Genomic DNA, 18847 nt, shown 5'->3' with positions numbered 1-18847 from the left:
ACCGAATGAAAGTGAATTTTGCCGTCACGGCGGCGTGTGTGCTTGGCCTTCTCTATTTTGGCAGGGAGGTGCTGCAGCCTGTGGTCACGGCGCTGGTGCTGAGCCTCGCGCTGGCTCCCTTGATCCGCACCATGGGCAGCCTCGGACTTTCCCGCGTCAATGCGACCTTCGGCGCCCTGGCGCTGGTGATCGTGCTGTTCGCCGGCGCTTTCGCGATCCTGGGCGCCAATGTCATGGCGCTGACCTCGGACCTGCCCCAATACACCGCCGAAATCCGTTCCAAGTCAAAGTCGTTGGAAGAACTGGCCCAGCATCCCTTGGCACGCCTGGCGCCGCAACTGCTGGAAGAACAGCCATCGGCAAGCGCACTTGAAACGGGCCCGCGGCCGGTGCCGGTGGAGATTCGTGAACACGCCAGCACCAGCGATTCCATCGCCAAGGCCATCGGCGTGGTTTCGGGGCCCCTGGGCGAGGCTTTCCTCGTGCTGGTGCTGATGATTTTCATCCTGCTGGACCGGGAAAACCTGCGGGATCGCGTCCTGCGGCTGGTGGGCCAGCGCGAAGTCAGTCGCACCATCAAAGGCCTGGAAGACGCGGCCGAGGGCGTGTCGCGCTTCTTCTTTACGCAGTTGCTCCTGAACCTGACGTTTGGCGTGGTGATCTCGATCGCGCTCTGGCTGATCAACATACCGCACGCCGCACTGTGGGGCGCACTTTGTGCCGCACTTCGTTTCGTGCCCTATATCGGCGCACTGATCGCAGGCGCCGCAATCGCCCTGTTTGCCGCCGCCGTCGAACCTGGCTGGACGCTCGCTGTTTACGCCATCGTGCTGTTCATCGTGCTCGAAGTATTCGTCGCCAACGTGATCGAGCCGCGCGTGTATGGCCATAGCGTTGGCATGTCGCCGCTGGCGGTGATTGTGTCGGCGCTGTTCTGGGGGGCTATCTGGGGTCCGTTGGGATTGCTGCTCTCCACGCCGCTCACTCTGTGCATCGTGGTCGGCGGGCGCTATATCAAGAGCCTGGAGCCGATCAGCATCATGTTCGCGGAATCGCCCAATACCAATGAAGCGCAGCGCTTCTACCACCGGGTGCTGAGCGGCGATGCCAACGCGATTATCGAAGACGCGCGCGCCTTCCTGCGCAAGTCGACCCTGGCTCGTTATTGCGACAGGGTGCTGCTGCCCGGCCTCGCCATGGCGGGGGCAGGGCTGCAAAGCGGCCAGGAAAGCCGCCTGCGCGCGACAGTCGCAATGGTGGCCGATACGCTGGACGCCGGCCACGCGCCAAGCCGCGCCCGCCGCCGCAACATCTCCATGCTCGACGAGAACGTTGGCGCCCATTTGCGCCACCAGCGCGAGGAGAGGTTGGGGCGCTGGCAAGGTTCGCTGGACGTGCCTGCGCGTTCGGTCATTGTCTGCATCTCCATGCCAGGCGTACGCGAAGAGTTCCTGAGCGAGCTGCTGGTCCTGGTGTTCCGCGATGCGAAGCTGGATGCGCGCAGCTTTGTCCTTGATCCTGCAGGACCAGAGGACGACCCGGGAGCCGACAACCTGGTCTCCACGGTCTTCATTGCCTACCCGATCGAGAGTGCGCCGGCAGCGTGGATATCGGCCGTGACCGAGTTGCGGGCGGCCTTGCCCGACGTGCAACTGGTAACGATCCGCCCGCGCGACGATGTGGGCAACGAGCACGCAACCATCGCTTCGCACGTCGACCTGGTGCTGCAATCGTTCGAAGAGGCGCTGGCGTTCGTCACGCCCAGCAAGATCGGCTGACAGCCTTTGCGGTGCGCCTGAAAAGGGCCGATAATAGCGGCCACGCTATTTTGAGCACTATTTTGGAACATTCCCATGGAAATTAAGGTCAACTTTCTCGATAAGCTTCGCCTGGAAGCCAAATTCGACGATTTCACGGTCATCGCCGACCAGCCAATCCGCTACAAGGGAGACGGCTCGGCGCCTGGGCCGTTTGACTATTTCCTGGCTTCGTCGGCCTTGTGCGCCGCGTACTTTGTGAAGTTGTATTGCTCAACTCGCAATATCCCGACCGAGAATATTCGTCTCTCGCAGAACAATATTGTCGATCCTGAAAATCGCTACCAGCAGATCTTCAAGATCCAGGTGGAGCTGCCGCCTGATATCTCGGCCAAGGACCGCGAAGGCATCTTGCGCTCCATCGACCGCTGCACGGTCAAAAAGGTGGTGCAGGCCGGCCCGGAATTCATCATCGAGGAAGTGGAAAACCTCGACGCCGATGCACAGGCCTTGCTGACCATCGACGCGGCATCCGGCACGAGCACCTACATTCCAGGCAAGGACCTGCCGCTGGAGCAGACCATCGCCAATATGTCGGGCCTGCTGGCCAATCTCGGCATCAAGATTGAAATCGCATCCTGGCGCAATATCGTTCCCAATGTCTGGTCGCTGCACATCCGCGACGCGCACTCGCCAATGTGCTTCACCAATGGCAAAGGCTCGACCAAGGAGAGTGCACTGGCCTCTGCATTGGGCGAGTACATCGAGCGAATCAGCTGCAACCACTTCTACGCCGGCGAATTCTGGGGAGAAGACATTGCCAACGCTGACTTCGTGCATTATCCGAATGAGCGATGGTTCAAGCCCGGCCGCAAAGACGCGCTGCCGGCGGAGATCCTCGATGAATACAGCCGTGGAATCTACGACCCGGATGGCGAACTGCGTGGCTCGCATCTGTACGACACCAATTCCGGCAACGTCGATCGCGGCATCTGCTCCTTGCCGTTCGTGAGGCAATCGGACGGCGAGGTGGTGTACTTCCCGACCAACCTGGTCGAGAATCTCTTTGTCAGCAACGGCATGAGCGCTGGCAATACGCTGGCGGAAGCGCAGGTGCAATGCCTGTCCGAGATTTTCGAAAGGGCGGTCAAACGGGAAATCCTGGAAGGCGAACTGGCCTTGCCGGACGTTCCGCAGGAAGTCCTGGCGAAATATCCGGGCATCCTGGCCGGCATCAAAGGCCTGGAAGAACAGGGCTTCCCGGTACTTGTGAAAGACGCATCGCTGGGCGGAACCTATCCAGTGATGTGCGTGACGTTGATGAATCCGCGCACGGGCGGCGTGTTTGCCTCGTTCGGCGCACATCCGAGTTTTGAAGTCGCGCTGGAACGCAGCCTGACCGAATTGCTCCAGGGCCGCAGCTTTGAAGGCCTGAACGACCTGCCACGTCCGACTTTCGTCAGCAACGCCGTGACCGAACCAAACAACTTCGTCGAGCATTTCATCGATTCGAGCGGTATCGTGTCCTGGCGCTTCTTCAGCGCCAGATCGGATTTTGACTTCGTTGAATGGGACTTCTCCGGCCAGGGCGAAAACTCGAATGCCGAGGAAGCCGCCGCCTTGTTCGGCATCCTCCAGGACTTGGGCAAGGAGTCCTACATGGCCGTGTACGACGAGCTGGGAGCTACTGCCTGCCGCATCCTGGTGCCAGGGTATTCGGAAATCTATCCGGTGGAAGACCTGATCTGGGATAACACCAACAAGGCGCTCCAGTTCCGCAACGATATTTTGAACCTGCACCGCCTGGACGACGAGAGCCTGGAAGCACTGCTCGAACGCCTGGAAAACAGCGAACTTGATGAATACGGCGATATTGCGACCCTCATCGGCATTGAATTCGACGAGAACACGGTCTGGGGCCAGCTCACTGTGCTCGAATTGAGGCTGCTGATTAACCTGGCCCTCAACGAATACGAAGCTGCGCGCGAACTGGTCGACGCCTTCCTGCAGTACAACGACAACTCGCTGGATCGCGGCCTGTTCTACCAGGCCCTGAGCGCGGTGCTCGAAGTGCTGCTGGATGAAGAGATGGAGCTGGACGATTACGTTGTCAATTTCCGCCGCATGTTTGGCGACGAAAAAATGGACGCGGTCATCGGCTCGGTCGACGGCAGCGTGCGTTTCTACGGCCTGACCCCGACCAGCATGAAGCTGGAAGGCCTCGACAGGCATCAGCGCAAGATCGACAGTTACAGGAAATTGCACGCGGCGCGCGCCAAGGCTGCAGCCAAAGCCCGTTAAGACCTGGCAGGAAGGCAGCCAAGGCTGCCAAGTGTGCAGGCGAGGGCGGTTTCCAGCGGTGTATGCGGTTCGGCGCCGAGTACATTCCGCAGCCGCTGGTTTTCCATTCGAACGGTGCGCTGCCACAGGTAGCGCATTTCCAGCATTTCACGCAGGGTTTCGTTGAACGGCGCCGCGAGGCGGACCAGCCACCAGGGAAAGGCCTTCAGCTTCGGAGGCTTTGCGCCGTGCGACTCGATTACGCTCTGGATCGCGCGTCCGAATTCGGTGCCGTCATGATCCCAATAACCGGCCATGTGATAGCTGGCGAAACGCGGCAACTTGTCGCGCATTTCGAGCAAAGCAATCATGGTGGCCGCAACGTCCGGCAGGTATGCGTACTGATGCCCAATACCGGGTGAACCTGGCAATTTGACTTCTGCCGGCACCTCGCCGGGCCGTATCATCCCTTGCGAAAGCCAGTTATTCCGGGCATTGGGTCCAAAGAAGTCCCCCGCACGGACGACGATTGTTCGCACGTTTCCACGCTCGCTGGCTTTCCGTAGCCGCGTCTCCAGTTCGACGCGAATTTTGCCTTTGCGTGTAAGAGGGCGCTGCAACGAGTCTTCACGCAGGACCGGGAAGGCGTCGGGGCCGAAGTTGTAGACGGTTCCCGGCAAAACGATGGTCGCGCCTTGCGAGGCCGCAGCGGCAATCGTATTGTCAATCATCGGCAAGACCAGCTGGCTCCAGCCTCGATAGCCTGGCGGATTGACGGCATGGACGATGACAGAACACCCTTCAGACGCCCTGCCGACATCCAGCGCGTTCATTGCGTCGCCCTCAATCCATTCGACGCCGTCAGCCATGCGGTTTGCTACGCCCAGGCCACGTTTCAGCGCACGAATTGTCCAGCCTCGCGCCACGAGTTGGCGAACCATTTCGCCGCCGATTCCACCGCTCGCGCCGAGTATCAATACCGATTTTCGATCCATGACATGCTCCCCTTGAGTTGACGATGAAGCAAATTATGGCCAAACTCAGGCCCAACGAAAATTCCCTAAATCTTTGTAGCGGCTATACAAATTTGTATGACAAAGTCGATTCCCTGGGACCTGTACAGGACCTTTTTGCACGTTTTGGACGCCCAGTCCTTATCCGGCGCCGCGCGATCGCTGGGATTGACGCAGCCAACGGTCGGGCGCCACGTTTCCGAACTCGAGTCCGGCCTGGGTTTGGCCTTGTTTACGCGCTCCCAGTCAGGGCTGCAGCCAACGGAGGCCGCACTGCAGTTGCGGACCCAACTCGAAGAAATGCAGCACGCCGCCGCGTCGATAGAACGCAGCGCCCACGGACACAGTGCCGTTCGCGGCGCCGTAAGGATCTCGGCAAGTGAAGTCGTAGGCATAGAAATCCTGCCATCGATCCTGGCGCCGCTTCGCGCCAAACATCCTGAACTGGCGATCGAACTCGTGCTGAGCGACGCAGTCCAGGACTTGCTTGGTCGAGAGGTCGACATCGCCGTGCGGATGACGCAGCCGCAGCAGGATCTTTTATTGGCGCAGCGCGTCGGTGAGGTCGCCGTCGGTTTCTACGCGCACAGGGATTACTTGGCGACGCAAGGCGAACCGAAAAATGTTGCGGACCTCGCGCGTCACAGCTTGATCGGATTCGACATGGAGACGCCATTCCTGCGGGCGGCCAGCGCAAAACTGGGCGCCTGGAAGCGTGAAGGGTTCGCATATCGGACAGACAGCAATCTGGCGCAAATGGCCTTGGTCCGTGCAGGCGCGGGCATTGGCGCATACCAGGTTGGACTGGCGGAGCGCGATAAGACCCTGGTTCGTGTCCTGGAAAAGGAAATGCACATGACAATGACGACATGGATCACCATGCATTCGGATTTGCGGCACAGTGCACGTTGCAAGACGGTTTTTGATGCCTTGGCGGTTGGATTGAAGGATCTATGGGAATAGCCATAACTTCGCATAATCTATATTGCGAGGAGTCACTACCCTCTGTAACCCGCATGGATGCTGCTTCTGCGGGGGCTGGTGTCAAAAATAAATTGACACTAGTCGCCATCAGTACGCTTGCGGCGACTGCTGCGCCGCGGCTCATAAAAACCTCCCAAAGCGATTTCTCACCCGATTGTTCTGCTTGGTCGGCTGCTGTGGCAGCGATAAGCTGCATAGCTTCATGTTCGTTTAGGTTCAAGGCCATAGCGACCCTTGCGCAGGTTTCGCGGTCCATGATTCGGCGGCCAGTCGAATAGTGGTTGACTGCGGATCGGCTAATTCCGAGTAGGTCGGCGACTTCTCCGTCCGTTTTCAATTTGTGCTTCTGGCGGACCAATTCCAAATATTTCACGCTTTTCACATTTTTCTCCTTGACAAGTGCTACGTTCGTATCACATGATACGTCTGTAGCAGATACATCCGTAGCACATGAACCGAATGCTAGTGGTTTACATCTGGCGGGTCAACAGTACGTTTGTGAATTTCTTATAGCTCCGGCTCTTTTCTGTCCCAGTTCGGTCCGTGGTCGTCGTGGTATTCGATTTTTCCGCTTCGCCGCCGCTCGTAGCGCATGCCGGCATAGAAGAGGAGGCAGTTGATCAGTAGGTTCCAGGCTAAGTCGGCCAGTGTGATGAGGTTCGCGAGGTCGCGGCTGTAGACGATGACGGTGTTCATGATGTTGTCGGTAGGAATGATTTTTGATTATGACATTTTTCGTTACTTGTAACGGTAAATCGCTCTAGTGGGCTGATAGGAGACGGGAATGAATGAAATGGCGATGCGTGCTAGCTATGCACTGAGTAAGCAGGTTCCAGACATGAAGCGCGGATTCACTATCTCCACCTCTTATGGGGAGATTGAGGTCTCTCCCGAGGAGGCGGCGGCGTTCACAGAGGTGGCTCGTGCCATGTTCGCAAAGCGTCTTGAGCAAGCGGTTGAGGAAGGGCGCTAAGTCGGCGCATTGATTACTCGCTCTAGTGGGCGAATTCTTAAAGGAAGAAAAATATGAAAAGCAATATCCAAATTCTGTACGTGGCCGTGAACTCCGGCCGTTCCAAAAAGACCGGCAACGATTACGACATGCGCATGGCGCAGTGCATCGTTCACAAGGTCAATCGCGAAACTGGCGTGGTGGAACCGCTGATAGGCGAGTTGTTGCTGCCGGAGCGCTACAAAGACCTGAAGCCGGGAAATTACGAGGTTGAATTCGAAGTTGCCATCTCGCGTGATAAGCGCGTGGAGTCGGCGGTCTACACGATCACGCCGGTAGGTGAGGGCGCTAAGGCCCCTGCGGGTAAAGCACCTGCACCAGCTGCTTAACCGGGGCGTATGCCGAAGGGCTCATGCCGATTCAATTTGTTTACAAATTGGGTCGGAAGCAAGCGAGAGCGCGCTAGGGAGTCTTGTTAGCTATAGCAATGTAGTGGGGGGGGGGAGCTTGAATATGGCTGTTTGTTTGCGCACTGTGCAGCAGTCCGATGGAACGTTGCTGCTTGCGCTTGATCCCTCTGTAACGAATACCGCTACATGCGCCTATGTAGCGGAGTCGGGTGCAAGTAATGCTTGGCAAGAACTGGGCAATATGAGCATCCGGGACGCCGAAGTGATTAGCCTGAACATCGGTTGGGTTTGGGCAGTCGCTTGGGGGTGGAAGGCGATTTCTAGGGCAATTTCGCTCAATGTTGAAGATAAGGAGTAAAGCATGAAGAAGATTCTGAAGTCTGCGTTCGCCGGTTCGGCTAAGCGCTTTGTTGGCGGTGCTGTGGTCGGTTTCGCTACTGCGGCTGTTTCGGCGCATGCGGCTGACGCTATTGATACCACCACTATCGTGGCTGCAATTGTGGCTGCTGGCGCGGCGGCGGCTGTGGTTGGTGCTGCTTACACCAGCACTGTTGCAGGCATCAAGGCGTTCAAGCTGATTCGCTCGGCGATGTAAGGCTGGCGCCTGGACAGTCTAAGGGGCGCTTTGGCGCTCCTTTTTTTTGTGGGGTGGGGTATGGCGTTGATTTTGTTGGTGACCTACTTGGGTATCTGGTGGATTCTCTTTTCGGACTGATGGGATGCGAAAACTATTTATACTGTTTTTGCTCTTGTGGGGCGGGGCGGCGGCGGCTGACACTATGTATTACGTGGGCAGGGTCGATCTTGGTTTGTATGGTAGCCGGGAGGCTGCTTGTCAGGCGCAGGGGGCTCGGCAAAATGCTCTTGGCGGCGATTACACTTTAGAGTTTTCGTCGGTGACCAGTGGCGGTGGCTGTCAGTTTAAGAATTACTATAAGGACGGCACGTACTTTGGGATTATCGGTAGTGGTTCGGCTATGCCTTATACCGTTCCGTCTTGTCCTTCGGGGCAGGTGCATCAAGAGGGCGGTACCGGGTCTTGCGTAACGCCTCCCAAGGAGCCCTGCAAGACTCCTGCAGGGTCTGCTGTGAGTTGGACTCAAAAGACTGGTCATTCAACAGACCCTGATGCTACGACGTCTGATGGGTCGGGTGGTTTTCCTCAGAGTTCGCCTACATGCGGTGTTCAGGGTACGCCTAAGGTAGAGGATTGTTGGGCGGTTCCGACCAGTGATGGTGGGTTTGATGCCATTTGTAAGTTCAGTGCTAAGTCGAATGGTCAGGACGCTCCTAGTGGCTCGCCTTCTGATGCGGGTGCTAAGCCAGCTGGTGCTACGCCGACGAATATTCCGCCTACTAAGGCTGGGCCGACTGGTAGTTGCCCTGCTGGTACGACTCAGGGCGGTGTGTCAGCCGATGGCATGGCCGTTTGCGTGGGTTCGGGCACCAATCCAACTGGTGCGAATGGCGGCGCTCCGACTGACGCGAGGCCTACTTCTTCGACAACGACTAAGACCACTGATGCTGCCGGGAATAAGGTGACCACCACGACCGGCACCCGGGATAACGGCGATGGATCTAAGACTACAACCAAGACCGTTGAGACTGAAGGCCCAGATGGCAGCAAGTCTTCGACAACTACAACAACGACAGGCCTTACGCCGGGCGGGAAGCAGGGCCAGCCGGACAAACCTGATGACGATTTTTGCCGGGTTCATCCCGAGTTGAATATGTGTCGTAATTCGTCGGTCGCCGGGCAGTGCGGGCAGATTAGTTGTATGGGTGATGCTATCCAGTGCGCGACGTTGCGCGAGGCGGCAACGATTCAGTGTCGACAAAAAGAGGAAGAGGACGCGCTCAAAGCGAGTCCTTTGCATGCGTTGGGTCAGGCTGCTGCTAATGGAAATGATCCTGAAAAGGGCACGTTGCCTGCGCCGGGGAATGGTCAGACAGTGGATGTCTCCGCGTTGAATGCCGATGGTTGGCTTGGTGGTGGTGCACCGCCTGAAGATGTGTCGGTTGATTTTATGGGGCAGAGCATTGCGATTCCTTTGTCTAAGGGGGCTTCCGCGCTTTTGGTGCTGCGTTACGCACTGATGGTGGCTGCTGCGCTCGTATCTTTCCGCATCCTGTCGGGTGCAGTCCTGGGGAGCTAAGTCATGCCTTTCGTGAATGTGTTGGCTGGTCTACTGCTGCGACTTTGCGCACCTTTGGTAGGGCGTGTGTTGCTTGCGTTGGGGATGGGGTATGTCACGTACAAGGGCGTCGGCGCGGGGATTGACTGGCTTCTCATGCAAATCAAGATGAACATCGGCGCTATGCCTACGCAGGCCGTACAGCTTCTCGCTTACCTGTGGGTTGATAAGGCTATCTCGATGATGTTTTCGGCCTATGCGGCGGCGGCTCTTATTAAGTTGGGCACGAGCGGTGTGCTGACTCGATTGGTGACGAAGGGTGCCTGAACATGATTGAGCTGAATACTGGTATTCCGGGTGCTGGCAAGACGTGCTATACGCTGTCCAAGGTGAAGGAGAGGGCGGAGCGTGAGAGTCGTCCGGTGTTCTACCACGGCATCAAGGAACTGAAGCTAGATTGGGAGCTGCTGGAATCTCCGAAAGATTGGGCATCGGTTCCACCTAATGCGATTGTAGTGATTGACGAGGCGCAGAAGACTTTTCGTAATCGGTCGTTAGGGTCTATACCTGATAAGTTCGTTACCGATCTGGAAGAGCATCGCCATCTTGGCATTGACCTTGTATTGATCACGCAGCATCCGAGCCTGATTGATCCTGCTGTCCGCAAGCTGGTTGGTCGTCATCGTCATCTTGTGCGGATATGGGGCTATGAGGCTTCTACCGTGCACGAGTGGGACTCGGTCAAGGATAACTGCGACAAGTCGGGCGGTCGTAAAGATTCTCAGAGTTCGCGCTGGTCATTCGACAAGGCCATGTACGGTATGTACAAGTCTGCCGAAGTGCACACGATGAAGCCGTCGATTCCGTTTCGCGTTAAGTTGCTATTGGCGTTGGCTTTCTTTTCATTGTGTGCGTTAGTGTGGCTCGGCTCCTTTTTCTATAAGAAGTTGACGAGTTCTGATGCTCCGGTTGCGGACAGTGCTCCGGTGCCGGAAAAGGTTTTGTCCTCTGTGCAGTCTGTGCCTGCTTCGAGCAAGCATGATCCGCTTGATCCCCGTGTCGATGCGCAGGCTTACGTTTGGCGGGAGACTCCACGGGTTGCGGGCGTGCAGTACACGGCGCCTAAGTATGACGAGTTGACGAAGCCTTCTCGGGTGCCTGTGCCGGCGGCGTGCATCCAGATCGGGTCGGTGCGTGATGAGCGTGCGATTCGGTGTAAGTGCTACAGCCAGGACGGCACGCCCATGAGTGTGGAATTCAACATGTGTATCAAGATTGCCCAGGAGGGCGTCTTCTTGGATTTTGACCCAGATCCGAATAAGCGTGACAGGGAGCGCGTGGCGGGTGTTCGGGGCGGTCCGGAGTCGAAGCCCAACACTCCGGCCGTTCCGCCTCAGAACGGGTCTCAGGTCGTTTCTATCGGTGTTTCTGAGCCTGTTCCGAAGCTTGGTAGCGGCAAGCGTGTAGACACTATTCAAGACGGCCCGCCGAATAACAAGGCTACACGGGCGGCGGACTTTAGTGCTATGCCTCAGGGGTGAGGCGGTGATTGTAGACGCCGCCCGTAGCAAGCCCCGCGCAGCAAGGGCGGCGGCGCGAAGCGCCGCCTAAACTTGTACCTAGAACACTTAAGAACACAGACACGCGAACACAGAGCGTGGGCAGGGCGGTAAAGAAGTTTGAGCTGAAAAGAAAAAGGCCCCGACTAGCTGGAACTGGTCGAGGCCCTTGATAAACCTACCGACATAGGGTTACCAATGACTGAATTAGATTACGAAGCTGTTCTTGAGTCAATCGATTTTGAACCTGCTGTGCAGGCTTCTGAGAACGAAAAGCCTTTCGGCTGGAGCGACGATAACACCAAGGGCACGTGGCAAGACACGTTTACGGCCCGTAAGCGCGTCTTTCCTGATGGGCAGTGTGTGGTGACGGTCACGAAGGATAAATTCTTTGTAGGGCCTGCACAGACCCGCCAAAAGGCAAAGCGTGGTGAGTCTGAGAACCGCGAAGCGAGTGAGGAATTCGCCGGGCGTCGTGCTAGGCAAAAGGTGTCGGAGCGCTGTAAGACGATTGGTGCCGATCGCATCGTTACCTTGACCTATCGTGAAAATATGACTGATCGTGAATTGGCACTTAAGCACTTTAAGGCTTTTTGTCGCCGGGTCGGTAAGGTCAACGCGTTTCACTACGTTGCTGTCATTGAGGAGCAAGACCGTGGCTCACTGCACTTCCACGTGGCGGTTCATGGGCGGCAGAACTATTTGCTTTTGCGTTCGATCTGGCAGCGCGTCCTTGGTCGTGGTGAGAATGGTGAACAGATGGGGCAGGTGAACGTAAGTAACCCTAACAGGTTCGGCTTTGGCAAGAATGGTGCGCATCGGCTGGCGGCGTATATCTCCAAGTACTGCGGCAAGGAGATGGCTTTGCGCGATTTGAATCAGAAGCGGTACTTTTGTTCTCGTGGAATTGTGGTGCCTGAGGTTCAGTCGTGGCGCCTTCCGAATTGCACCTGCATGTTGGATGCCGCTCGTGCTGCGTTCCGATTCATTGAAGGCCATACGATGGATGGCTTGATCACTTGGTGTAATAACCCGTTAGGGGTCGTTTACCTCGCGACAGCGCCGGGTCTTCCGGTTGAACCGGATTGTCCATTCTGAATTTCCGTGACTTATAACGATAAATTGGAGGGTCCATGACAAAGCAAATTGAAGATACGCGAACTGGTGATTTGCTCGAAGGGGCTATTCGCCAACGTGGTCGACCATCTACCGGCAAGGCCATGACTGGCGCTGAGCGTCAAGCTTTGCGGCGGAAGCGGTTGGCCGTTGAGGGTAAGAAGACGTTGACTGTAAAGGTGTCTATCGACGTGGTGCAGGCGTTGGCCCGGTTCACGCACTTCAAAGACGAGACGAAGGACGAAGTGATAGAACGTCTGATCCGCACTCAGTTGATGCGTAAGCGTTGACCTAGCAAGTGGTGGCGGGGTATGGGCTGCAAGGCCCATGCAAGTTTGCTGTAGCAAATTAGCCTGGTCGTTTGAGTGCGGCTCTGTCGGTTGGCAATCGTTGGCGGTGGGCGCGCCATGCCAAACATCGGGCGCTGGCAGGTGGTCGGCTATACTGTATGGATATACAGTTCAAATAGGTGCGACCATGGAACAGAAAACTTATCCATTTACGCTGTACTTTGCCAGCTATCGTAAGCCGGGTAAGGCTACGTGGATTAAGACGCGATGGCGTCTAACTCCTGAGGATTGGGCCAAGCACTTCGGCAGTCAAGAGTATCGGATTGAAGAGCACGATAAGCTGGTCATTCGTGGGCCATCATATTCACCGAGTACGGCTGCTCATCATGCACTGGATCAGATCAAGAGCAGAATTGCAATGGACTAGGTAAAATTGCATGAATGCAATTAGAGCTTTTCCCGTTTGAAGCGCTCGGTGACGTCGAGCGGAAGTCGATCTACAACGCCATTCGCAATCGATACTGGTACATTCGAAATTTGCGCCGTAGTGCTATCCATCAGGGGCAGCTACGTCGGCACTATCGGGCGGTCGAGGCCCAAAAAAAACGCCTGCTGTTGGCAGGCGTCTCAAAGCGTGATGTGCTGGATTTTTTAGCTTGCTGCCGTGCGCAGTGCAGCAGGTACAAACATCCGTTTAAACCATGTAAGCACTGCCCGGCGGCGGCGGTAACGAACTTCGCATAATCTATATTATGTCAAATGCTGCGTCGCCGTTATCGCCGCTTACGCCGGGCAATGGCTGCATGGATTAAATGGGTGCTTGTACCTGGCGCACTGGAGCCTGCAACAAGCTAAGAAATCCAGCACTTCACGCTTTGAGACGCCTGCTACTTGCAGGCGTTTTTTTTGCTCGGCCACCTGGCGATACAGCTTGCGCGCCCTGGCCTGGCCGAACCTGCCGCCACGAATATTCCGAAGCTGCCAGTACGCCTGTCGAATCGAAATCTGAATTGCCTTACGCTCTGCTGGACTGAGCGTGTCAAACGGGAAAAGCTCTAATTGCATTGAAGCAATTATAATGCCCGAAAGATAACTCTGCTCTTACGCTGGTTTGTCTTTATCGCGCGCGCACTGCCAACGGATCACAAACACCCGAGCCGCACACAAACAAACATGGCCGCTCACCTGGTCATGGTCTATCTGGGCCTTGCAGCCCAGACCCCGCCACCATCTGAAAATTCGCCGATTTCGTTCTCGAGACAGAATTTAATTCGACCTGGTCAGCTGCAATTTTGCTGCAGAGGTCCCGATCGGGCGCTACCAGGTCGAATTTTGTTCGGTTCGCGACGGAGCAGCGCGCATGAGACGAGCGAACAATTTACGTGACGGTCACGTAAATAGCGAGAGCCTACCAGGTCGGCGGCGCTCATAGAAATCTATTTGCGTGACGCGTCACATTTAATTTGATTTATTGTGACGCGTCACATATAATAACTACATCGACAAAGCGGAGGCATCATGAAGCAACCAGAGGACAGCAAAACCATGGAACTACCATTGGCGCAGCGCGGTCGCGGCCGCCCTAAGCTGGAACACGCGCTAAGCCAGGCTGAACGCGCCAAACGTTACCGCGATAATAAACGCGCAAAGAAAAATAGTGACGGAGCTATCGTCACGCAAAATGAAGCTCAACCAGACTACCCCCTGATGATGATGGCCGACCAGGTCGACGAGCTTGAGCGCCAAGTTGTCGACCTGACCGCTAAAGTCGAACAGCTAACAAGCCTGCTTTACAAGAAGCAGCTCGAACTGGACACCGAGTACCTGAAGAAAGTCGAAGCCGAGAACGCCTTAAGCTACGCGAAGGAAGCCAAATCCAAAATAGAGACTCAATGGAGACGGAGCTACGACGCCCTGGCGGTTCAGAAGGCCGAACTGCGCACACTGTTCGAAGACGCCGTACAGGCGACCAACGCCGCCAAAGCACAGGTAGCCACGCTTAAGAGTGACGCCGCAAAAGCGTCACGCAAAATCAAATCGCTCGAGAAGAAACTGGAAAATGCGTGACGCACATCGGCATCACGCTTAATCATTAACCTTGCGGCATTGCGCTGAAATCGGCCCGCGTTGCCCGATTGTTTGGCGGACCATCCTGGATCGTGTCCTGCCTCTTGCCCGCACCAACCGTGGGCACAGGCTGAGCCGCCCCCATAGAAACCACCTGGGAGCCGTTTTGCGGCGCAATGGCTGGAGTACTAGGTTTGGAGCCTGGCGAAGCCTCTGAGCCCGCTACAGTGCCCTGCGATTGCTTATTCGGATCCGGATTAAAGTCCAGGAACACGCCCTCCTGGGCAATCTTGATGCACATGTTGAACTCCACGTTCATCGGCGTGCCATCTTGGCTATAGCACTTACACCGAATGGACCGTTCATCACGCACCGAACCGATCTGGATGCACGCGGCCGGCACCGGAACACGCGAAGGCTTGGTCAGCTCATCATACTTCGGCGCCGACTGCGGCAAGCCAGCGATCCGCGGCTGTTGCATGGCCACGTAGTACTGCGCGTCTTCCAGGGAACCAGGTTCAAACCTCCGCTTCCCATCAGCTTGCCCAGCTGGTGAACCGGCGCCAGTTGCACCAGGTTGACTAACTTGCGCAGCTTCTGGAACCGACGCCTTGTCATTCCGATGCTGAAACCGATCCAGGAGCCAATAGCCACCCACCAAAACGGAAATAATGAACAGCACGCCAAGAACGACCTTCATCGGAATCGAACGCTTCACCGTATGCACTTCGGCGCTCTTGTAGTAGCCGTAGACCTCCTTCGGGAAGGCCCACTTCAAAGGAATAGCCGACTTCTGAGAACTGGGCGACGTCGGCGCAGCATTCACCGCCGACCACTCATAAATCGTGTTGCGTTCCAAACCGAACTTGCGCACCGCGTGGAAGTGCTGGCCCACCAGCTGCCGGACGAAGTTATCGATTAACGAAGGGTGCTGCGTGACCAGGTAGATATCAAAACCGCGATGGCGGTGTGTCGCCAGTTGCTCATAAAACTCCGGCAGCTTCGACCCGTTCGGCTTCTTCGCAAACACGAACTGGCATTCGTCCATCACGATAATCGAACCATGCGGAAGGTCCATCCACTTCTCAGCCTCGAACGCCTCCCAGGGAAGCGTCAGATCCTTGATATTGTGGTAGTAGACCTCCCTATTTTCCTTCTCCGCCTTCTGCTTGATGTACCACAGTGCGAACAGCGTCTTACCATTTCCAGGAAGGCCAGTGATCAGCGTAATCATTCATCACCTCGACCATGAATAACAGCGAAAAATAGACCAATCACGACCAACAAAGCACAAAGCGCGACCCAGCCCTTAAAGTCGAAAAAATGAGTCATTTGGCCACCAGCTTCTTAACGGTGCCATTCAACGCCTTCATCGAAAGAGCAACCACCACGGCAGAAAAAATCACCGTCAACGCCTTATCGAGCCAAAGATAGCCAACCAATACCAGCGCATCAGCCGGTATACCCTGCACACCAGCAATGGCGGCATCCTTCAATTTCCCAATGGCCAAGTCGATGCCCTTGTAGCTCACGAAACCGAAGCCCAGGGCGATCAAAGCACGCCCCGCCAGCGTACCCATAGCCCCCGCAAACGCGCCAATCAGCGCAGGAATGAACACAGCAAACATAAATCCTCCTACGAAGCCAGAACAGAGCGAGCAACCAGCAGATAAGCCACGATGAACGCACAGGCCATCACCGCTGCACGAAGCGGCTGGATACGTTCACAAACCGCTGAAAACGACATCGTGACGGTTTTTCCCATCACAGAAAAAGACCGATCAGGCAAGCATGATCCGCCGCCGAGAAAGCCCGATTGATCAAGCGAAGCACTCCCCAGGTCAACCTCCCTGCCCTTGATCGCTGCGTCAATCTCGGACTTCATCGGATCGGCGCCAGCCATGACCTGGTCACCAAGCGCCTTGGCGGGCATCTGCTTAACCGCCTCCACATCCTTCTCCTGGGCGCACTGCATTGCCGCAGCAGCACGCAAGGTGGCGCACTGGATGGCATCGCCCAAGCAGGTAATCTGCCCGCACTGCCCGGCGATCGAGGAATTGCGACAGATATTCAGCTCAGGATGCTGCCGGCAAAAATCGGTATCTGGCTTATCCGGCTGGCCCTGCTTGCCGCCCGGCGTCATCCCAGTAGTCGTGGTCGTAGTTGACCCCTTGCTACCGTCCGGCGCTTCCGTCTCGACAGTCTTAGTCGTGGTCTTGGAGCCATCACCGTTATCACGCGTGCCAATCGTGGTCGTGACCTTGTTCCCAGCAGCGTCAGTGGTCTTAGTCGTCGTGGAAGACGTAGGCCGCGCATCAGTAGGCGCGCCGCCGTTGGCACCAGTTGGATTCGTTCCCGATCCAATGCAAATGGGCGTACCACCCGAATCAACACCGCCCTGAGTAGAGCCAGCAGGGCAACTGCCACTCGGACCTGCTTTCGTTGGCGGCATATTCGAACCTTCGGCACCAGTCGGCTTGGCCCCTGAATCTGAAGGAGTACCCGACGGGGTATCCTGCCCATTAGACGTACCTGAGTACCTACAAAAGATGTCTCTACCGCCACCAGCTGCAGGAGCATTCCAACACTCCTCGACGCCAAGCGGGCCAGAAATCCCGCAAGTAGGCGAAGACGTAGGCTGTTCGGGAACAGAGCCGGGCACGACAGGGGAATCAGGACCATCAGAACGATGCCCCGCATAACCGTTCCAACTAACCTTAGACCCGGCAGGCGTCTTACATGGCTCCTTCGGCGGCGTCACACAACCGCCACCTCCCGGCCCCTCTTGGTGAACTTGCCCCGAAGGACAAGACGGAACGGTATAAGGCATAGCCGAACCACTACCGATAATCCCAAAGTACGTGCCGTCCTTATAGTAATTCTTAAACTGACAGCCGCCGCCACTAGTCACAGACGAAAACTCTAAAGTGTAATCGCCGCCAAGCGCATTTTGCCGAGCCCCCTGCGCCTGACAAGCCGCCTCCTGACTGCCAAACAAGCCAAGATCGACCCTACCAACGTAATACATAGTGTCAGCCACCGCCACCCCGCTCCATAAGGCCCAAAACAGTATAAATAGTTTTCGCACAATCACTCCCTGAACAGAATCCAGAAGCCACCGCACACCGCCAGCATCACCGCAATTCCCGCCATATCGACCTCCTGCCCGTTAACCAAAAAAAGGGGCACATAGGCCCCTTTTCGCCGCATGACAGCCGCGACTACTTAATGACGCGACGAATCCAGGAGAACACCGCGATCGACACCACCACGCCGATAATCAGGGCGCCAGCGGTTCCAATGTCGGTCTTGGCAGTCGTGACTTCAGCGGAAATGTCCACTGCCGCTTGCGATACACCAGCAGCCGAAGCCAGGGCCAAGGCGGCCAGATATTTAAATTGCTTTTTCATTCTTGAGTACTCCCTTTGATAACACTGATTAAACTACGAATAGCGAAGGCCGCCGCCCAGCACCCAACGATGGCACCGGACAGCAGACCTCCATCTGCGGCGGTAAAAGAAAACAGGCTGTTCGCCACCTCAGCCCCACTCATGACGACGTAAGGACACGTCGACAAATCCGGCGCAGCAGGGTCGATGACCAGCATCACCTGGCCGTCTACCGTCACCCCGCGTGCGCAAATAGCCATGGTTAGTGCACTCCTACAATCACTACACCAGTTACAAAGAACCCCTGATGGCAATTGAAGGTTGCCGTATCATGGGCTTCACCATACAGGTCGAAACGTCCAGCTTCATGCGCCCAAGGGGTAAATCCAACGTCACCCTCATGCGGCATCAAAAACAAGCCGGTTTCTGCGTCCTGCACGATGTACTTAACCGCCTCGTTATGCGGGCGCATTCTGTTTCACCGTCTTCGCAGCCTCGATCGGACGCAACGCGGAAATGATCGTTTTTTGGGTATTACCATTGGTGACGATCTCCATATCCACTTCGGCCATGAATGGAAACGCGCCGGACAGGTGTTCGTACTTCTTATATTCTTCGGCCTTGCCCAGGTTGTACTCGGCAGTGGCCGTGCCCATGGCGGTGCCCTTGCTCGTGTCCAGATCGGTTTCAACGTAGACCTTCGTGCTATCGAAGGTAGTGCCGTTGTCCATCTGGCCCTTGCTGAACTTCATGCCGGTTACTTTGACGGTCGATTTGAATTTCATTTGATCATTTCCTATACACGCGGCCTACGAAAACCGTTTTCCCCGTTGAGGCCATACGACGGGACGGTAGTAATAAATTGCATAAGCGACGGAATGACAATCGGCTCTTG

The 18847-nt window shown here is 56.3% G+C and carries 24 protein-coding genes; 15 read left to right on the top strand and 9 right to left on the bottom strand.

The window, feature by feature from the left end:
• Nucleotides 1–5: 5 nt before the first annotated feature.
• Both ACN9MW_RS17175 and ACN9MW_RS17170 read left to right on the top strand, forming a co-directional pair.
• On the top strand, nucleotides 6–1778 hold the full coding sequence (locus ACN9MW_RS17175) for an AI-2E family transporter (RefSeq protein ID WP_426161653.1): 1773 nt from the start codon (nucleotides 6–8) through the stop codon (nucleotides 1776–1778).
• Nucleotides 1779–1853: 75 nt separating this feature from the next.
• A complete protein-coding gene (locus tag ACN9MW_RS17170) occupies nucleotides 1854–4058 on the top strand; it encodes an OsmC domain/YcaO domain-containing protein (RefSeq protein ID WP_426161652.1) in 2205 nt (734 codons plus the stop codon).
• Here the strand turns inward: ACN9MW_RS17170 and ACN9MW_RS17165 are convergent.
• Complete coding sequence (locus tag ACN9MW_RS17165; RefSeq protein ID WP_426161651.1) at nucleotides 4055–5032, bottom strand: NAD-dependent epimerase/dehydratase family protein; 978 nt, start codon at nucleotides 5030–5032, stop codon at nucleotides 4055–4057. The genes ACN9MW_RS17170 and ACN9MW_RS17165 overlap by 4 nt on opposite strands.
• 96 nt (nucleotides 5033–5128) lie before the next feature.
• On the opposite strand from ACN9MW_RS17165, the gene ACN9MW_RS17160 reads away from it, so the two are divergent.
• A complete protein-coding gene (locus ACN9MW_RS17160; RefSeq protein ID WP_426161650.1) occupies nucleotides 5129–6013 on the top strand; it encodes a LysR family transcriptional regulator in 885 nt (294 codons plus the stop codon).
• Nucleotides 6014–6541: 528 nt separating this feature from the next.
• Here ACN9MW_RS17160 and ACN9MW_RS17155 read toward each other — a convergent pair.
• On the bottom strand, nucleotides 6542–6730 hold the full coding sequence (locus ACN9MW_RS17155) for a hypothetical protein (RefSeq protein WP_426161649.1): 189 nt from the start codon (nucleotides 6728–6730) through the stop codon (nucleotides 6542–6544).
• Between the two features lie 88 nt (nucleotides 6731–6818).
• Between ACN9MW_RS17155 and ACN9MW_RS17150 the strand changes: the two genes are divergently transcribed.
• The 12 genes from ACN9MW_RS17150 (at nucleotide 6819) to ACN9MW_RS17095 (ending at nucleotide 14563) form a co-directional block, all read left to right on the top strand.
• Nucleotides 6819–7007 (top strand): hypothetical protein, encoded by a 189-nt coding sequence (locus ACN9MW_RS17150; protein WP_426161648.1) that lies wholly within the window; start codon nucleotides 6819–6821, stop codon nucleotides 7005–7007.
• A 53-nt stretch (nucleotides 7008–7060) separates the two neighbouring features.
• Nucleotides 7061–7375 (top strand): hypothetical protein, encoded by a 315-nt coding sequence (locus ACN9MW_RS17145; protein ID WP_426161647.1) that lies wholly within the window; start codon nucleotides 7061–7063, stop codon nucleotides 7373–7375.
• Nucleotides 7376–7493: 118 nt separating this feature from the next.
• Nucleotides 7494–7754: a hypothetical protein gene (locus tag ACN9MW_RS17140; protein WP_426161646.1), complete on the top strand. Its 261-nt coding sequence runs from the start codon at nucleotides 7494–7496 to the stop codon at nucleotides 7752–7754.
• A gap of 3 nt (nucleotides 7755–7757) precedes the next feature.
• Nucleotides 7758–7991, top strand: coding sequence for a major capsid protein (locus ACN9MW_RS17135; protein ID WP_426161645.1), 234 nt, complete (start codon nucleotides 7758–7760; stop codon nucleotides 7989–7991).
• Between the two features lie 943 nt (nucleotides 7992–8934).
• Nucleotides 8935–9552, top strand: a complete 618-nt coding sequence (locus ACN9MW_RS17130) for a hypothetical protein (RefSeq protein ID WP_426161644.1) — start codon at nucleotides 8935–8937, stop codon at nucleotides 9550–9552.
• 3 nt (nucleotides 9553–9555) lie between these two features.
• Complete coding sequence (locus ACN9MW_RS17125; RefSeq protein WP_426161643.1) at nucleotides 9556–9858, top strand: DUF2523 domain-containing protein; 303 nt, start codon at nucleotides 9556–9558, stop codon at nucleotides 9856–9858.
• Nucleotides 9859–9860: 2 nt separating this feature from the next.
• Nucleotides 9861–11072: a zonular occludens toxin domain-containing protein gene (locus ACN9MW_RS17120; protein ID WP_426161642.1), complete on the top strand. Its 1212-nt coding sequence runs from the start codon at nucleotides 9861–9863 to the stop codon at nucleotides 11070–11072.
• 216 nt (nucleotides 11073–11288) lie between these two features.
• A complete protein-coding gene (locus ACN9MW_RS17115; RefSeq protein WP_426161641.1) occupies nucleotides 11289–12188 on the top strand; it encodes a rolling circle replication-associated protein in 900 nt (299 codons plus the stop codon).
• 35 nt (nucleotides 12189–12223) lie between these two features.
• The gene (locus tag ACN9MW_RS17110) at nucleotides 12224–12496 is read left to right on the top strand and encodes a hypothetical protein (protein ID WP_426161640.1); all 273 of its coding nucleotides are present in this window, start codon (nucleotides 12224–12226) and stop codon (nucleotides 12494–12496) included.
• Between the two features lie 187 nt (nucleotides 12497–12683).
• Nucleotides 12684–12923 (top strand): hypothetical protein, encoded by a 240-nt coding sequence (locus tag ACN9MW_RS17105; RefSeq protein WP_426161639.1) that lies wholly within the window; start codon nucleotides 12684–12686, stop codon nucleotides 12921–12923.
• A 14-nt stretch (nucleotides 12924–12937) separates the two neighbouring features.
• A complete protein-coding gene (locus ACN9MW_RS17100; protein WP_426161638.1) occupies nucleotides 12938–13240 on the top strand; it encodes a hypothetical protein in 303 nt (100 codons plus the stop codon).
• A 774-nt stretch (nucleotides 13241–14014) separates the two neighbouring features.
• Complete coding sequence (locus ACN9MW_RS17095) at nucleotides 14015–14563, top strand: hypothetical protein (protein WP_426161637.1); 549 nt, start codon at nucleotides 14015–14017, stop codon at nucleotides 14561–14563.
• A 25-nt stretch (nucleotides 14564–14588) separates the two neighbouring features.
• On the opposite strand, the gene ACN9MW_RS17090 is transcribed toward ACN9MW_RS17095, so the two are convergent.
• The 7 genes from ACN9MW_RS17090 to ACN9MW_RS17060 all read right to left on the bottom strand — a co-directional run bounded on the left by ACN9MW_RS17090 (nucleotide 14589) and on the right by ACN9MW_RS17060 (nucleotide 18737).
• Entirely contained in the window at nucleotides 14589–15797 is a 1209-nt protein-coding gene (locus tag ACN9MW_RS17090; protein WP_426161636.1) for a zonular occludens toxin family protein, read from the bottom strand.
• A 94-nt stretch (nucleotides 15798–15891) separates the two neighbouring features.
• Nucleotides 15892–16191: a DUF2523 family protein gene (locus ACN9MW_RS17085; RefSeq protein WP_426161635.1), complete on the bottom strand. Its 300-nt coding sequence runs from the start codon at nucleotides 16189–16191 to the stop codon at nucleotides 15892–15894.
• An 8-nt stretch (nucleotides 16192–16199) separates the two neighbouring features.
• Nucleotides 16200–16706: a virulence factor TspB C-terminal domain-related protein gene (locus ACN9MW_RS17080; RefSeq protein WP_426161634.1), complete on the bottom strand. Its 507-nt coding sequence runs from the start codon at nucleotides 16704–16706 to the stop codon at nucleotides 16200–16202.
• Nucleotides 16707–17784: 1078 nt separating this feature from the next.
• Nucleotides 17785–17973, bottom strand: coding sequence for a major capsid protein (locus ACN9MW_RS17075; protein WP_426161633.1), 189 nt, complete (start codon nucleotides 17971–17973; stop codon nucleotides 17785–17787).
• Entirely contained in the window at nucleotides 17970–18212 is a 243-nt protein-coding gene (locus ACN9MW_RS17070; protein WP_426161632.1) for a hypothetical protein, read from the bottom strand. Before ACN9MW_RS17070 ends, ACN9MW_RS17075 begins: the two co-directional genes overlap by 4 nt.
• Nucleotides 18213–18214: 2 nt before the next feature.
• Complete coding sequence (locus ACN9MW_RS17065; protein WP_426161631.1) at nucleotides 18215–18424, bottom strand: hypothetical protein; 210 nt, start codon at nucleotides 18422–18424, stop codon at nucleotides 18215–18217.
• Nucleotides 18411–18737 (bottom strand): hypothetical protein, encoded by a 327-nt coding sequence (locus ACN9MW_RS17060; RefSeq protein WP_426161630.1) that lies wholly within the window; start codon nucleotides 18735–18737, stop codon nucleotides 18411–18413. Before ACN9MW_RS17060 ends, ACN9MW_RS17065 begins: the two co-directional genes overlap by 14 nt.
• Nucleotides 18738–18847: the final 110 nt, after the last annotated feature.

It is taken from the genome of Pseudoduganella sp. R-34, from assembly GCF_049904655.1.
Classification (GTDB): Bacteria; Pseudomonadota; Gammaproteobacteria; order Burkholderiales; family Burkholderiaceae_D; genus Rugamonas.
The sequence above is the reverse complement of the archived record's forward strand: the minus strand, read 5'-3'. Positions and strand labels throughout refer to the sequence as shown.